Annotated in this window: 11 protein-coding genes; 9 read left to right on the forward strand and 2 right to left on the reverse strand. The window is 75.6% G+C overall.

The genetic code is table 11. The annotated features are described in order from the left end of the window. The first annotated feature begins 65 nt into the window (after window positions 1-65). Together HCN08_RS19240 and HCN08_RS19245 are read left to right on the forward strand one after the other, a co-directional pair. The gene (locus tag HCN08_RS19240; RefSeq protein WP_167984369.1) at window positions 66-515 is read left to right on the forward strand and encodes an SRPBCC family protein; all 450 of its coding nucleotides are present in this window, start codon (window positions 66-68) and stop codon (window positions 513-515) included. Between the two features lie 194 nt (window positions 516-709). Further along, window positions 710-3,406, forward strand: coding sequence for an MFS transporter (locus HCN08_RS19245; protein ID WP_322974551.1), 2,697 nt, complete (start codon window positions 710-712; stop codon window positions 3,404-3,406). 70 nt (window positions 3,407-3,476) lie between these two features. Here the strand turns inward: HCN08_RS19245 and HCN08_RS19250 are convergent, their stop codons facing one another. After that, a complete protein-coding gene (locus HCN08_RS19250; RefSeq protein WP_167984370.1) occupies window positions 3,477-4,727 on the reverse strand; it encodes an MFS transporter in 1,251 nt (416 codons plus the stop codon). Window positions 4,728-4,826: 99 nt separating this feature from the next. Here HCN08_RS19250 and HCN08_RS19255 point away from each other — a divergent pair, with 99 nt between their 5' ends. Further along, the gene (locus HCN08_RS19255; RefSeq protein WP_167984371.1) at window positions 4,827-5,594 is read left to right on the forward strand and encodes a DeoR/GlpR family DNA-binding transcription regulator; all 768 of its coding nucleotides are present in this window, start codon (window positions 4,827-4,829) and stop codon (window positions 5,592-5,594) included. A gap of 25 nt (window positions 5,595-5,619) precedes the next feature. Here the strand turns inward: HCN08_RS19255 and HCN08_RS19260 are convergent, their stop codons facing one another. After that, the gene (locus tag HCN08_RS19260) at window positions 5,620-7,287 is read right to left on the reverse strand and encodes an MFS transporter (RefSeq protein ID WP_322974552.1); all 1,668 of its coding nucleotides are present in this window, start codon (window positions 7,285-7,287) and stop codon (window positions 5,620-5,622) included. A gap of 282 nt (window positions 7,288-7,569) precedes the next feature. On the opposite strand from HCN08_RS19260, the gene HCN08_RS19265 reads away from it, so the two are divergent. The 6 genes from HCN08_RS19265 to HCN08_RS19290 all read left to right on the forward strand — a co-directional run bounded on the left by HCN08_RS19265 (window position 7,570) and on the right by HCN08_RS19290 (window position 15,167). Next, on the forward strand, window positions 7,570-8,406 hold the full coding sequence (locus HCN08_RS19265) for a M55 family metallopeptidase (RefSeq protein ID WP_167984372.1): 837 nt from the start codon (window positions 7,570-7,572) through the stop codon (window positions 8,404-8,406). Window positions 8,407-8,476: 70 nt separating this feature from the next. Next, complete coding sequence (locus tag HCN08_RS19270) at window positions 8,477-9,871, forward strand: M20/M25/M40 family metallo-hydrolase (RefSeq protein WP_167984373.1); 1,395 nt, start codon at window positions 8,477-8,479, stop codon at window positions 9,869-9,871. Continuing rightward, window positions 9,868-11,847 carry a prolyl oligopeptidase family serine peptidase gene (locus HCN08_RS19275; protein ID WP_167984374.1) on the forward strand — a complete coding sequence of 660 codons (1,980 nt, stop codon included), beginning with the start codon at window positions 9,868-9,870 and terminating at the stop codon, window positions 11,845-11,847. Before HCN08_RS19270 ends, HCN08_RS19275 begins: the two co-directional genes overlap by 4 nt. A gap of 302 nt (window positions 11,848-12,149) precedes the next feature. Next, window positions 12,150-13,160 (forward strand): S66 peptidase family protein, encoded by a 1,011-nt coding sequence (locus tag HCN08_RS19280; protein WP_167984375.1) that lies wholly within the window; start codon window positions 12,150-12,152, stop codon window positions 13,158-13,160. 387 nt (window positions 13,161-13,547) lie between these two features. After that, entirely contained in the window at window positions 13,548-14,777 is a 1,230-nt protein-coding gene (locus tag HCN08_RS19285; protein ID WP_240970227.1) for a M14 family zinc carboxypeptidase, read from the forward strand. 141 nt (window positions 14,778-14,918) lie between these two features. Next, on the forward strand, window positions 14,919-15,167 hold the full coding sequence (locus tag HCN08_RS19290; protein ID WP_167984377.1) for a LapA family protein: 249 nt from the start codon (window positions 14,919-14,921) through the stop codon (window positions 15,165-15,167). The last annotated feature ends 17 nt before the right edge of the window (window positions 15,168-15,184 follow it).

The raw sequence follows: 15,184 nt of genomic DNA on the forward strand, positions 1-15,184 counted from the left end.
AAGCGGGTGTGGTTGGCTTGTGCGTCGCGTGAAGAACGCGCACGGACACGGACCGAGGAGAATTCATGGCGCAGGTCGAGGCCACCACGGAGCGGATCGTCGCCGCGGAGCCGGAGCGGGTCTACGCCGCACTCGCCGACTACACGGGCACCCGCGGCCGGGTGCTCCCCGGGCAGTTCAGCGAGTACGAGGTACGCGAGGGCGGCGCGGGCGCCGGCACCGTGGTGCACTGGCGGCTCCAGGCCACCAGCAAGCGGGTGCGCGACTGCCTGCTCGACGTCACCGCCCCCGGCGAGCGGCAGCTGCTGGAGAGCGACCGCAACTCCAGCATGACCACGACCTGGACCGTCACCGACGCGGGCGCCGGCCGCAGCAAGGTCGTCGCCGCCACCCGCTGGCAGGGCGCGACCGGCGTCGGCGGCTTCTTCGAGCGCACCTTCGCCCCCAAGGGCCTCGGCCGCATCTACGACGAGCTGCTCGCGAAGTTCGCCGCGGAGGTCGAGAGCGGGCAGTAGCCCCGCGCGGATCTCCCGTGCCGCCGCCGTCCTCGGTCCCGGTCCGTCCCGTTCTGCCCCCTCACCCGGTTGGTTTCGCGAACTGTCACTGATACGGGTGGTTTTGCCTACTTCCTGAGAATCACCGCGCCCCTGCTTCGTTGTCGCCTCATGCGGAGTCGGTGGTGAAACAGGTGTGACGAGGGGAGTGACGGGTGGCAGGCAGCACGCTGACCGACCGGACGGCGGCGGACGGCGACGGGGAGGACGGCCCGGAGCGCGGCGGGCTGCTCGCCCTGTTCGACGGCGACGGGCCGCCGCCGGCGGTCCCGGACGGCCCGGCGCCCGTCCTCCCCGGGCAGGCGTACGAGCCGCAGGAGTACGGGCTTCAGGAGTACGCGCCGGACGCCCCGGCGCCCGGTGACGGCCCGGGGCCGGGCGGCGGTGCGGCGCCCGCCGACGCCGCCGCGCCCGCCGGCGAGACGGCCGCCGTGGACCTGACGCCCCGCCGGGTCCGGCTGGTCTTCCTCGGGCTCATGCTGGCGCTGCTGCTGGCCGCGCTCGACCAGATGATCGTGGCCACCGCCCTGCCCAAGATCGTCGGCGAGCTGCACGGCCTGGACAAGATGTCCTGGGTCGTCACCGCCTACCTGCTGGCCTCCACCATCGGCCTGCCCATCTACGGCAAGCTCGGCGACCTGTTCGGCCGCAAGGGCGTCTTCCAGTTCGCGATCCTGACCTTCGTCGCCGGCTCGGCCCTGGCCGCCTACTCGCGCTCCATGAACGAGCTGATCGCCTTCCGGGCGATCCAGGGCATCGGCGGCGGCGGGCTGATGATCGGCGTGCAGGCGATCATGGCCGACATCGTGCCGCCGCGCCAACGCGGGCGCTACATGGGCACCATCGGCGCCGCCTTCGGCCTGGCCTCGGTCGCCGGGCCCCTGCTCGGCGGCTTCTTCACCGACCACGCCTCCTGGCGCTGGTGCTTCGCCGTCAACATCCCCTTCGGCCTGGTCACCCTCGCGGTCATCGCCACGGTGCTCAAGCTGCCCAAGCCCACCGCGCGCCCCCGGCTCGACGTGCTCGGCGCACTGCTGCTCGCCGCCGGCTCCACCTGCCTGGTGCTGCTCACCACCTGGGGCGGCTCCACCTACGGCTGGCGGTCCCGGGAGATCCTGGGCCTCGGCGCCGGCGCGGCCGGCTGCGCGGTGCTCTTCCTGGTCGTCGAGCGCTTCGCCGTCGAGCCGGTCATCCCGCTGCGGCTCTTCCGCGACGGGGTCTTCAACGTCACCGCGCTCATCGGCTGCGTCGTGGGCGTCGCGCTGTTCGGCGCCGCCAGCTACCTGCCGACGTTCCTGCAGATGGTGGACGGCGCGAGCGCCACCGGCTCCGGGCTGCTCATGCTCCCCATGATGCTCGGCGTCGTCGTCGCGTCCATCGCCGGCGGCCAGCTCATCAGCCGCACCGGGCGGTACAAGATCTTCCCGATCATCGGCGGCGCCCTGTCGGCCGTCGGCATGTGGCTGCTGTCGCTGCTGGACGCCGACACCCCGCAGGTCACGTACAGCGTCTACATGGCCGTGCTGGGCCTGGGCATCGGGCTGGTGCTGCCGGTGCTGGTGCTCGCCGTGCAGAATTCCGTCCGGCCCGCCGACATCGGGTCCGCCACCAGCGCCAACAACTACTTCCGGCAGATCGGCGGTTCGGTCGGCGCGGCCGTCTTCGGCACGCTCTTCGCCGACCGGCTCGGCAAGCGCCTCGCCGTCGAACTGCCGCACGGCGCCCGGCTCCCCGACCCGCAGTCGGTCACCCCGCAGCTGGTCCGCACGCTGCCCGCCGCGGTGCGCGACGGCTATGTGCGGGCCTACGCCGACGCCATGCCGCGGATCTTCCTCTACCTGGTGCCGGTCCTCGTCCTCGGCTTCCTCTTCGCCTTCCTGCTCAAGGAGAAACCTTTGGTGACCCAGCACGGCCCCGCCGCAGCGACCGCCGCGACGACCGCGTACGACGACCCCGCCGCAGGCCGCCTGGACGGCCTGGCGGACGACACCCCGCTCGGCACGGTCGCCACCGACCCGGCGGCGCCGCCCCCGCCGCCGCGCTCCGGCGTACGGACCGCAGCCGCCGCGCAGCACGCCGGGGTCGCGGTGTGCGGCACCGTCCAGCACGCCGACGGCACCGGCGTCGGGCGGGCCGCGCTCACCCTCATCGACGGCACCGGCCGGCAGATCGGCCGCGGCGCCACCGCCGCAGACGGCCGCTTCGCCCTCAGCACCCCGGGCGCCGGGAGCTATGTGCTGATCGCCGCGGCCGGCGGGCACCAGCCGCAGGCCGTCAGCGTCACCGTGGGCGACCACCCGGTGGACCTCGACGTCGTCCTCGGCGGCGCCGGCCGGCTCGCCGGCGCGGTGCGGACCGCCGACGGCACACCGGTACGGGAGGCCGTCGTGACGCTCACCGACGTACGCGGCGACGTCGTGGCCACCGCCCGCACCGGCCGCGAGGGCGACTACGTGCTGGCCGAGCTGGTCGCCGGCGAGTACACCCTGGCCGCGAGCGCCCCCGCCTACCGCCCGGCCGCGCTGCCCGTCACCGTCCAGGCGTCCCGGGAGACCCGGCAGGACGTGGAGCTGGCCGGCGGCGCGGTGCTGCGCGGCACCGTACGTGCCCCCGGCGGGCGGCTGGTCGAGGACGCCCGGGTCACCCTGCTGGACGCGGCCGGCAACGTCGTGGACTCCGCCACGACCGGCCCCGACGGCAATTTCCGCTTCGTGGACCTCGCGGCCGGCGAGTACACCGTCATCGCCGCGGGCTACCCGCCGGTGGCCACCGTCCTCCAGGTCGCCGCCGGCCGCCGCACCGAACGCGACCTGCAACTCGGCCACTCCGACCAGCCCTCGGGCCGCTTCTGACCGCGGAGCCTGCGGGACCTGCGGGGCCTGCGGCCTGCGGGACCTGCGGGCCTGCGGCGGCGGGACGCCGTTACGCAGCCGCGTCCGCGACCGCCGCCGGCCGGGCCGCCGGGGGCGCGGCCTCCGGCGTGCGCAGGATCTGCGCGGCGGCTGCGGCCACCGCGCACAGGCCCAGCGGCAGCACGAAGGCCACGTTGAGCGGCACCGCCCGGGTCAGGGCGCCGATCGCGGCCGGGCCGGCGAGCATGCCGAGGTAGCCGAGCCCGGCCACCTTGGAGACGTTGGCGCCGGCCGCGTCCTGGTCGGCGTGGCCCGCCGCGCTGAAGAGCTGCGGCACCGTCCCCGACAGGCCGATCCCGAAGACCGTCCAGCCGGCCAGCGCCAGCGGCACCCAGTGCGAGAAGACCACCGCCGCCATGCCCACCGCCGCCGTCGCCGCGCCCCACCGCACGACCAGCACCGGCCCGAACCGCCCCGCCACCCGGTCGGTCAGCAGCCGTCCGACCGTCATGGCGGTGGCGAAGGAGCCGTACGCGAACGCGGCGGTCGCGGCCGGCGCGTGCAGGACGTCCCGGGTCGCCAGCACGCTCCAGTCGTTCGCCACGCCCTCGCTGAGCATCACCATCAGCGCGAGCGCGGCCAGCGCCCAGATCCGCCCGGGCGTGCGGCGACGCGCCCGTACGGCACCGGGATCGGCTGCCGTCCCTGATGCCGTCTTCGCCGGAGCTTCTGCCCCGGCCGCCTCTGCCCCTGCCGCCCCCGCAGCCCGCGGCAGCAGCGCGGGCGCCGCGGCCAGCGCCGCCGCCAGGGCCACCGCGGCGGTCCCGGCGAGCGTCGCCGGCGCGCTCCAGCCCCAGCTCAGGGTGCGCGCCCCGACGAGCGCCGCGGCCACCCCGCCGAGCGAGAACACCGCGTGGAAGGTCGACATGACCGGCCGCCCGTACCCCCGCTCCACCTGCACGGCGTGCGCGTTCATGCTGACGTCCAGGCACCCGTTGCCGAGCCCCAGCACCAGCAGCGCCGCCCCGAGCGCCCAGCCGCTGGTCGCCAGCCCCGGCAGCAGCACCGCCGCCGCGCACAGCCCGGCCGACACCGGCACGACCCGGCGGGCCCCGAACCGGTCGGCGAGCGGCCCCACGAGCTGCATCCCGGCGAACGCCCCCGCGCCCAGCAGGAGCAGCAGCGAGCCCAGCACCGCGTGGCTGATCCCGGCCCGCCGCTCGACCGCCGGGATGTGGACGACCCACATGCCGAGGACGAACCCGTTCAGGGCGAAGTAGGCGAAGGTGGCCGCGCGGGCGGCCCGGAGGGTCCGTTGCATGCCCGCGAACCTAACAAACAACTCTGCTGTTCGGAAGCGGCGATTTCACACACCTGAGATGTGCGAAACGATCGGCGGAGGTGGTGTTCAATGGGCGCCATGGCAAGCACCGAGCGACACCGGCAGATCGTCGAGGCCGTCCGCGAGCAGGGCCGGCTCGGCGTCGCCGACCTCGCCGCGCTCACCGGCGCGTCGGAGATGACCGTCCGCCGGGACCTGGAGATCCTGGCCGGCCAGGGCGTCCTGGAGCGCTACCGCGGCGGCGCCCGCAGCCTGCTGCTGCGCGGCGAGGAGCCGCCGTTCGCGCTGCGCGCGACCGAGGGGCTGGCCGCCAAGCGGCGGATCGCCGCCGAGGTCGCGGCGCTGGTCGCCGACGGCGAGACCGTCGTCCTGGACAGCGGCACCACCTGCCTGGAGGTCGCCCGCGCCCTGGAGCAGCGGCGGCTCACCGTGATGCCGCTGTCCCTGCACGCGGCCAACGCGCTGACCGGCGCCCCGCGGCTGCGGCTGATCATGCCCGGCGGCGAGCCCCGCCCCGGCGAACTGGCCCTGACCGGCCCGCTGACGGAGTCGGCGCTGGGCGCGCTGCGCTTCGACACCGCCGTCCTGGGCTGCTGCGGCCTGAGCGCCGCGGACGGCCTGACCGCCTACGACCTGGCCGAGGCGGCGGTCAAGCGGGCCGCCATCGCCGCCGCCCGGCGCGTCATCGCCGTCGCCGACGCCGCCAAGTTCTCCCGCACCGCGCTGGCGTATGTGGCCCCGGCCGGCGCCCTGCACACCGTCGTCACCGACGACCGGGCCCCCGCCGAAGAGCTCGCCGCCCTGACCGCCTCGGGCGTCGCCGTCCGCACCGTCCCGGCCGACTGAGCCCCCGCGGCGGGGCTGCGCGCGGTCAGCTCTTGGGCTTGGGGCACTGCGTGCCCCGGATGTCCGAGTACGAGCCGCCGATGTGGTACGTGCCGGCCGTCGGCACGTACAGCCGCGTCCACTCGCCCTCCGCCGCGAGGCAGCCGTGGCGGTTGTCCTTGGCGCCCTCGATGCCCAGCACCGGCGACCACGGGATGCGCAGCAGGACACTGCCGGCGCTCGGCATGGACACCGTCAGCTCCGCGGGACCCGCCTCCTCGACCGTGGCCGGCGGGTCGGCCAGCGGGTCGACCGCGCCGTCGACCTTGAAGATCTGCCAGTTCGCGTCGTTCCACACCGGCGTCAGCCAGTCCGGGTCCGAGCGGACGATCTTCGCCTCGGCCACCGCCGCGCCGTCCGGCTCGTCGGCCGGCAGCACGACGTAGTAGACGCTCCAGTGCTCCAGCCACGCCTTGTACGTCTCGGCGTTCAGCGTGCCGTCGTAGAACAGCGGGTTGCGCTCCACATCGGCCTGCCGGTTCCAGCCGCGCGCCAGGTTCACGTACGGCGACAGGCCCGACGCCTCCCAGTGCGAGCGCAACGGCACGACCTCGACCCGGCCGCGGTCGGCGTCGACCTTCTGCAGCTCGGCGATGAGCGGCGGCGCGTGCCGCACGGTGGAGCTGACCGCCGAGGTGTTGACCTGGTCCACGATCGGCTTGGTGATCTGCCACGCCGCGATCCCGGCGAACGCCAGCCACAGCGCCGCCCGCCAGCGCGCCGGCCACGGGGCGTCCCGCGCGACCAGCAGCATGATCGTGCCGCCGAACAGCAGCGCCAGCCGCTCCACGTTGCTGCCGATGGGGGACGGGATGATCCACGTCAGCGCCACGCCGATGGCGTACACCCACGAACCGGAGCGGATCTCCCGCCAGTGCTTGGGCACCACCAGCGCGGTCACGACACCGATCGCGAACGGGATGATCGCGAAGAACCAGCTGAAGGGCTGCACCCCGTAGAACGGGAAGAGCAGCGAGGTGGCGCCGACCACCAGCGGCGGCACCGCCGCGAGCACGTACGCGTCGACCCGGCGGCCGGTCAGGAACAGCGCCGCGGCCAGCACCAGCACGAACAGGCCCGCGACCGGGCTGCACATCGTCGCCAGCGCCGTCATCGCCGCCGCCGTCGCCAGCCGCGGCGAGCGCCCGCGCAGGTTCTGCGCGGCGGGGAAGAGCACCAGCGTCGCCACCATCGCGAAGAGCATGCCCAGCGCGAACGTGACCCGGCCGGAGACGACATCACACCAAAGAGCGAACGTCGTCCACAGCACCGGCACCATCGGCCGCCGCACACCGCCGCGCACCAGCAGCGCCGCGCCGACCGTCGCCGACAGCGTGCCCGCGATCACCGCGGTCGTCCGCACCCCGAGGGCCGCCATGATGTACGGCGACAGGATGCTGTACGACGCCGGGTGCATCCCGCCGTACCAGGAGAAGTTGTACGAAGCCGACGGGTGGGCCCGTATGAAGTCCGTCCAGGCGTACTGGGCGGCCATGTCGCCGGAGTCCTTGGCCAGGTAGAACGCCCACACCATGTGCAGCACCGCCGCCAGGACGGTCGCCACGACGACCGGGTGGTGGAAGTTCACCCGGCGCAGCAGGTCCCTGGGATTCCGCGAGGTGGCGGAAACACGCGCAGGCTGCCAGGTCGTCACAAGCCCTCTTCCGGTAGCGGGTGCGGTGGTGTGGTCCCGGCCGGCCAGGCTTCCGGCGGGGTCGCCCTCCCATCCCTCACAGGCTCGGATCGGAGTTCGAACATGGTCTTTGGACGCTAGCACGGCTCGCGCGGTTGCTCGCGCGCGGGCGTACGCCCGGATTCGCACCTTAGCTCCCCGCTGCCGGGCCCTGCCCGCCCTTTTCCCGCGGCCCGGCGGCGGGAGGACCGGGGTCCCGTCGCGGTGGCTGGCCGCGGGGCTCGCCGCGTAGTGTGACTGCGCATGCGGAAGATCCTCATCTCGGCCGACATGGAGGGCGCCACCGGCGTCACCTGGCCGGCCGACGTGCTGCCCGGCACCGAGCAGTGGCAGCGCTGCCGCCACATGTTCACCTCCGACGTCAACGCCGCCGTCGCCGGCTTCCTCGACGGCGGCGCCGGCCGGGTCCTGGTCAACGAGGCCCACTGGACCATGCGCAACCTGCTGCTGGAGCAGCTCGACGAGCGCGCGGAACTGCTCACCGGACGGCACAAGGAGCTGTCCATGGTCGAGGGCGTGCAGCGCGGCGACGTCGACGGCGTCGCCTTCGTCGGCTACCACACCGGCGCCGGCACCGAGGGCGTCCTCGCCCACACCTACCTCGCCAACTCCATCACCGGCGTGTGGGTCAACGGCGCGCCTGCGAGCGAGGGCCGGCTCAACGCCCTGGTCGTCGCCGAATACGGCGTCCCCGTCGTCCTGGTCACCGGCGACGACCGCACCGGCCTGGACGCGCGCACATACGCGCCCCGGGCCCGTACCGTCGCCGTCAAGGACTACGTGTCGCGGTACGCCGCCGTGTGCCGGCCGCCCGCCAAGACCGCCGCCGACATCCGCGCCGCCGCCGCGCAGGCCGCCGAGCTCGCCGTACGGCACGAGCCGGTGCAGGCCGGGCCGTTCACCGTGGAGCTGGAGTTCGACGCGTGGCACCTGGTCGGGGCCGCCACGCACGTCCCCGGCGTGGAGCGCACCGGCGAGCGGCGGGTGGCGTACACCCTGCCGACGATGTACGCCGCGCTGCGGGCCTTCAAGGCCGTCACCACGCTGGTCTCGCAGGCCGTCGAGGAGCAGTACGGCTGACCCGGCGCCGCACGGCATCACCGACACCCCGCACCACCGACACCCGCACGGGCAACGACGAAGGAGCGGCATGACCGAGCAGTCCCCGAGGGCGGTCCGCGAACCCGGCGGCAGCGGCGTGGACGACACCGCGCTCGCCGAGGTCGAGCGCTTCACCAGCGACCTGATCCGGCTGGACACCACCAACCGCGGCGGCGGCGACGGCAACGAGCGGGCCGCCGCCGAATACGTCGCCGAGCAGCTGGCCGGGATCGGGCTGGACCCGGTCATCCTGGAGCGGGCCCCGGGCCGCAGCAACGTCGTCGCCCGGGTCGCCGGCGCCGACCCCGGCGCGGCCGGCCTCGTGCTGCACGGCCACCTCGACGTGGTGCCCGCCGAGCCCGCCGACTGGACCGTCCACCCCTTCTCCGGCGAGATCCGCGACGGCGTGGTGTGGGGCCGCGGCGCCGTCGACATGAAGAACGCCGTCGCCATGACGCTCGCCACCGTCCGCGCCTGGGCCAGGACCGGCCACCGCCCGGCCCGCGACATCGTGCTGGCCTTCACCGCCGACGAGGAGGACAGCGCCTACTACGGCGCCGGCTACCTCGCCGCCGAGCACGCCGCGCTGTTCGAGGGCTGCACCGAGGGCGTCAGCGAGTCCGGCGGCTACACCTTCCACGCCGGCGACGGCCCGGACGGCACACCGCTGCGCATCTACCCCGTCGCCGCCGGCGAGCGCGGCACCTCCTGGCTGAAGCTCACCGCACACGGCACCGCGGGCCACGGCTCCAAGATCAACCACGCCAACGCCGTCTCCCGGCTCGCCGCCGCCGTCACCCGGATCGGCGAGCACCGCTGGCCGGTCCGCCTCACCCCCACCGTCGAGGCCGCCCTCGTCGAACTCGCCGCCCTGCACGGCATCACGGCCGGCCCCGACGACCTCGCCGACCCCGACGCGCTGCTGGACCGGCTGGGCGAGTCGGCGTACCTGGTACGGGCCACCGTCCGCAACAGCGCCAACCCGACGATGCTCGACGCCGGCTACAAGGTCAACGTCATCCCCGGCACCGCCACCGCCCACGTCGACGGGCGGGTCGTGCCCGGCGGCGAGGAGGAGTTCACCGGCACCCTCGACAAGCTCACCGGACCCGACGTCGAGTGGACGTACCAGCACCACGAGGTGCCGCTGCTCGCGCCCGTCGACTCGCCCACCTTCGGCGCGATGCGCGAGGCCCTGCTGCACTTCGACCCCGACGCGCACGTCGTGCCCTTCTGCATGACCGGCGGCACCGACGCCAAGCAGTTCTCCCGGCTGGGCATCACCGGCTACGGCTTCTCACCGCTGCGGCTGCCGCCCGGCTTCGACTACCAGGCGCTCTTCCACGGCGTGGACGAGCGCGTGCCCGTCGACGCGCTGCACTTCGGGGTGCGCGTCCTGGACCGGTTCCTGCGCGGGGCCGCGACGAAGGAGCAGACCGTATGACCGCCGCCCCCTACGGCACGTGGGCGTCGCCGATCGACGCCGCCACCGCCGCCTCGCACGACGGCAGCCCCGCCGACCTCGCCGCCTTCGGCGACGACCTGTGGTGGACCGCGCCCCGCCCCGCAGAAGGCGGCCGGCGCGCGCTGATCCGGCGCCGCCCCGACGGCACCGAGGAATGCCCGCTGCCCGCGCCCTGGAACGTCCGCAACCGCGTCATGGAATACGGCGGCACCCCCTGGGGCGGCGCCCTCGTCGACGGCGAACCCCTCGTCGTCTTCACCCACCACGCCGACCAGCGCCTCTACGCCTTCCACCCCGACCGCCCCGGCGCGCGGCCCTACCCGCTCACCCCCGTCTCCACGGTCGGCGGCGGGCTGCGCTGGGCGCAACCGGCCGTGCACGCCGGGCGCGGCGAGGTGTGGGCGGTGCTGGAGGAGTTCACCGGCGACGGCCCCGCCGACCTGCGCCGGCTGCACACCGCGATCCCGCTCGACGGCTCCGCCGCCGACGACCGGGCCGCGATACGCGAGATGGGCCCGGTCGCCCACCGCTTCGTCACCGCCCTGCGGCCCTCGCCGGACGGCCGGCAGGCGGTGTGGATCGGCTGGGACCACCCGCGCATGCCGTGGGACGGCACCGAACTGCGCTGCGCCGACCTGCTCGGCGACGGCACGCTCGGGCCCGCCCGCACCCTGATCGGCGGGCCCGAGGAGTCCGTCGTCCAGGCCGACTGGACCCCGGACGGCACGCTGCTGGCCGCCACCGACCGCACCGGCTGGTGGAACCTGCACCGGGTGGACCCGGCCACCGGCGAGGCGGTCAACCTGCGCCCGCGCGAGGAGGAATACGCCGGGCCGCTGTGGAAACTGGGCCAGCGCTGGTTCGCCCCGCTCGACGACGGCACGGTCGCCGTCCTGCACGGCGTCGGCGCCCAGCGGCTGGCCGTGCTCGACCCCGCGACCGGGCAGCTCACCGACGCGCCCGGCCGCTGGACCGAGTGGAGCTCCACCCTCGCCGCCACCGGAAGCCGCGTCGTGGGCCTGGCCGCGAGCGCCCGCAGCGCGCACGAGATCGTCGAGCTCGACACCGCCACCGGGCACACCCGCGTCGTCGGCAACGCCCACCGCGACGCCGTCGACCCCGGCTACCTCCCCGAGCCGCAGGCCCGCGTCTTCACCGGCCCCGGCGGACGCGAGGTCCACGCCCACGTCTACCCGCCGCGGCACATCGACCACCCGGTGGACGGCCCCGCCCCGTACGCCATCTGGGTGCACGGCGGGCCCACCAGCCGTACGTCCATGGTGTACGACCTGGAGATCGCGTACTTCACCTCGCGCGGCATCGGCGTCGCCGAGGTCAACTACGGCGGCTCCACCGGCTACGGGCGCGCCTACCGCAACCGGCTGCGCGAGCAGTGGGGCGTCGTCGACGTCGAGGACAGCGTCGCCGTCGCCGAGGGCCTGGTCGCCGAGGGCGCCGCCGACCCCGCGCGGCTGGCGATCCGCGGCGGCAGCGCCGGCGGCTGGACCAGCGCGGCGGCGCTCACCACCACCTCGACGTTCGCCTGCGGCGCGATCAGCTACCCGATCCTCGACCTCGCCGGCTGGTCGCCGGCCGGCGGCGAGACGCACGACTTCGAGGCGTGGTACCTCGAATCGCTCATCGGGCCGCACCTGGAGGTGCCCGAGCGCTACCGGGACCGCTCGCCGGTCCACCACAGCGAGCAGGTCACCGTGCCCTTCCTGCTGCTCCAGGGCCTCGACGACCCGATCTGCCCGCCCGTCCAGTGCGACCGCTTCCTCGCCGCACTCGCCGGCCGCGACCTGCCGCACGCCTACCTCGCCTTCCCCGGCGAAAGCCACGGCTTCCGCCGCCTCGACACGCTGGTGACCTGCCTGGAGGCGGAACTCTCCCTCTACGGCCAGGTCTTCGGCTTCACCCCGCCGGGGGTCCCGGTGCTGGACCTGACGCCGTGAGGGGCCCCGGCGCGGGCGGCGGGGAGGCGCCGGACGGGGTGCCGGATGCTGTCCCGGCGGGGGCGCGGGGCGCCGGCCCGGGTGCCGGTGGGGGTGCGGCGCCGGGCGGGGTGCGGGCTGCGGGTTCGGGTGGAGGGCCGGGTGCCGCTTCGGGCGGGGCGCGGGCTGCGGCTCCGGGCGGAGGGCCGGGCGGTGCTGCGGGCCGGGCGCCGGGTGCGGCTGCGGGCGGGGTGCGGGTTGCGGGTTCGGGTGGAGGGCCGGGCGGTGCTGCGGGCCGGGCGCCGGGTGGGGCTTCGGGCCGGGTGCCGGGTGGGGCTTCGGGGCCGCTGGACCGGGCGCGGCGGCTCGTCGCCGGTGACCGGGTGGGGATCGTCGCGCCCGCCGGGCCCGTGCCGGGCGGGCTGCTGGCCGAGGGCGTCGAGGTGCTGCGGGGGTGGGGGCTGGAGCCGGTGCTCGCGCCGCACGTCCTGGACGCCCACCCTTCCGGCTACCTCGCGGGCGCGGACCTCGCCCGGGCGGCGGACCTCGGCGCCTTCTGGTCCGACCCGTCGCTCGCGGCGGTGCTGTGCGCCCGCGGCGGCTACGGCACGCAGCGCATGGCCGACCTGCTGGACTGGGACGCGATGGCGCGGGCCGAGCCGAAGGTCTTCGTGGGCTTCAGCGACATCACCGTGCTGCACGAGGCGTTCGCGACCCGGCTGAGCGTCGCCACCCTGCACGGCCCGATGCCCGGCACCCCGGCCTTCCTGTCCGACCCGGCCGGCCGCGAGCACCTGCGGCGCACCCTCTTCGCCCCGCAGGAGACGCAGGTGCTCCGGGCGGTCCCGCCGGGGGAGCCGACCGCGGGCGTCGCCGGCCGGGACGCGGCGCCGGGTGCCGTCCCCGCGTCCGCCCCGCAGGGGTGCGCGCTCGTGCCCGGGCGGGCCACCGGCGTGACCATGGGCGGGTGCCTGAGCCTGCTCGCCTCGGACCTCGGTACGCGCTCGGGCCGGCCGTCCGCCGCAGGCGGCATCGTGCTGCTGGAGGACACCGGCGAGGAGCCGTACCGGCTCGACCGCTACCTCACCCAACTGCTGCGCAGCGGCTGGCTGGACGGCGTCGCCGGGATCGCGGCCGGCTCGTGGGAGGGCTGCGGCCCCTACGCCGACGTGCGGGCGCTGCTGCTCGACCGGCTCGCCCCGCTCGGCGTGCCCGTCCTGGAGGGCCTGCCCTTCGGCCACGGCACCCCCGCGCTCACCGTGCCGCTCGGCGCGGCGGCGACCCTCGACGCCGGGGCCGGCACCCTCACCCTGCACGCCCCGGCCCTGCGCTGACCCCGCCGCCCGCGGCTCACCCATCTGCCGTAGGCCCGCGCCCCGTACGGTGGGCCGGTCCGGCGGACCCCGCGCGCGCAGCCGCACGCCCCCGTACGGCGTACGCCGCCTCGCCCCGATGCAGGGCGCATGCCCCCGCCGCGGGACCGCCCCGGTCGCCCGCGGGGCGGCTGCGACACCGGTGAACCCCGAGGCGCCCGCCCCCGGGCGCGCCCCGCGGCTGCGCCGCGGCCACCGCGCCACCAGCCGCGTAACAGCCGCGGTGGCACCGTTGACACCCCGCCGCGCCCGTGACCTACTAACGGGATCGAACTCGATGTCGTAATGCGGCCCCGGCCCTCACGCGCCCGGGCCCCAGGGGGAATTGCGGTGACGAGGATGGCGGGGATGCTCTATCCGACGACCGGCGAAGTGACTGCGGGCGCACGGGCGCTCGCACTCGGCTACCCGGGGATCTGCCGGCTGGGGGAGGTCGGCAGATCGCGGGCCGGCCGCCCGCTGCTGATGCTGACGGTCGGGCACGGCGAGCGCAACGTCCTGGTCGTCGCCGGACCGCACGCCAACGAGGCCGCGGTGGGCGGCGCGACAGCGCTGCGGCTCGCCCACACCATCGCCCGCCGGCGCGCGGACGGCGACGACGACGGCAGCAGCTGGCACTTCCTGCTGTGCATCGACCCGGACGGCGCCGCCCTCAACGAGCCATGGCTGTCCGGCCCCTACACGCTGCGCGGCCACTACGCGCACTTCTTCCGGCCCTGCACCGCCGAGCAGCCCGAGTGGCTGCCGGCCGGCGAGGACGACCGCTGCCCGGCGCTGCCCGAGACCCGCGCGCTGGTCGACGTCCTCGACGCGCTGCGCCCGGTGCTCCAGTGCTCGCTGCACGGCATCGACGTCGGCGGCAGCTTTGTCCAGCTCACCAGCGACGTGCCCGGCGTCCCGGAGCGCATCGGCAAGTCCGCCGCCGAGCTGGACATCCCGCTGGAGAGCGGCTCCTCCGACGCCTTCCAATGGCCGAGCCCCGGCCCCGGCGTCTACGTGATGCCGCCGTGCGACGACCCCGCCGCCGGCGACGGCGCCCACTCCACCTGGGTGCGCGCCCAGCGCTACGACGGGGTCACCGCGATCGTCGAGGTGCCCATGTGGGCGTGCGACCGCAGCGCCGACACCACCCCGCACCCCGACCCGGACCGCGCCCTGCGCACCGCCGGCGCCGCGCTGCGCCGCGACCTGCCGGCCGTCGCCCGGGTGCTGGACGCCGTGGAGACGCAGCTCGACGACCCCGACTGCCCGCTGCTGCGCACCGTCCGCGAACTCGTCGGGCTCGGGCCCGCGCTCACCGCCGACTGGGACCCGGCGGTCCGCGCGCCGGGCGCCGCGCCGCTGCCCGACATGACCACCGCGCGGGTCACCAGCATCGAGGTCTACGCCCAGCGCATCCCGCTGCGCGCCGCCGCGATGCTCCGCCAGGTCGCGGACGTGCCGCCGGTCGCCCGGCTCGTCGACACCTGGTGCGACGCCTACGAGCGCGCCTACCACCCGCGCTGGGTGCCGGTCACCGACCAGGTCGAGCAGCAGGCCCGCAGCGTGCTGGCCGTCTACGAGGAACTCCACGTCTGACCGCGGCGCGCACATCCGGCGTTCCCGGGCCCCCGTCACCCGGGCCCCCGTCACCCGGACGGCCGAGCATCCCGCCGCGCCCGCCGCCCCCGCGGGCGACCATGGCCGCAAGGACCCGCAGCGGAAGGGCAGGTGGGCGCCATGGCATCCGACACGTCCGGCAAGGCGTCCGGCGGCGGCATGCGCGACCGGCTCACACCGGGCAGGATCGTCGTGCTGGTGCTCGGCGTCCTCGCGCTGGTCTTCATCTTCGAGAACACCCGCGACGTCCGCATCCGGCTGCTGGTCCCCGAGGTCACCATGCCGCTGTGGCTGGCGCTGCTCATCACCTACGTCATCGGCTGGCTGTGCGGCCGTTTCCTCACCACCTCGCGGCGCCGCCGCCGCTGACCCCGGCGCCGGGCCCG

The organism is Actinacidiphila epipremni, from assembly GCF_012034175.1.
Lineage (GTDB): Bacteria > Actinomycetota > Actinomycetes > Streptomycetales > Streptomycetaceae > Actinacidiphila > Actinacidiphila epipremni.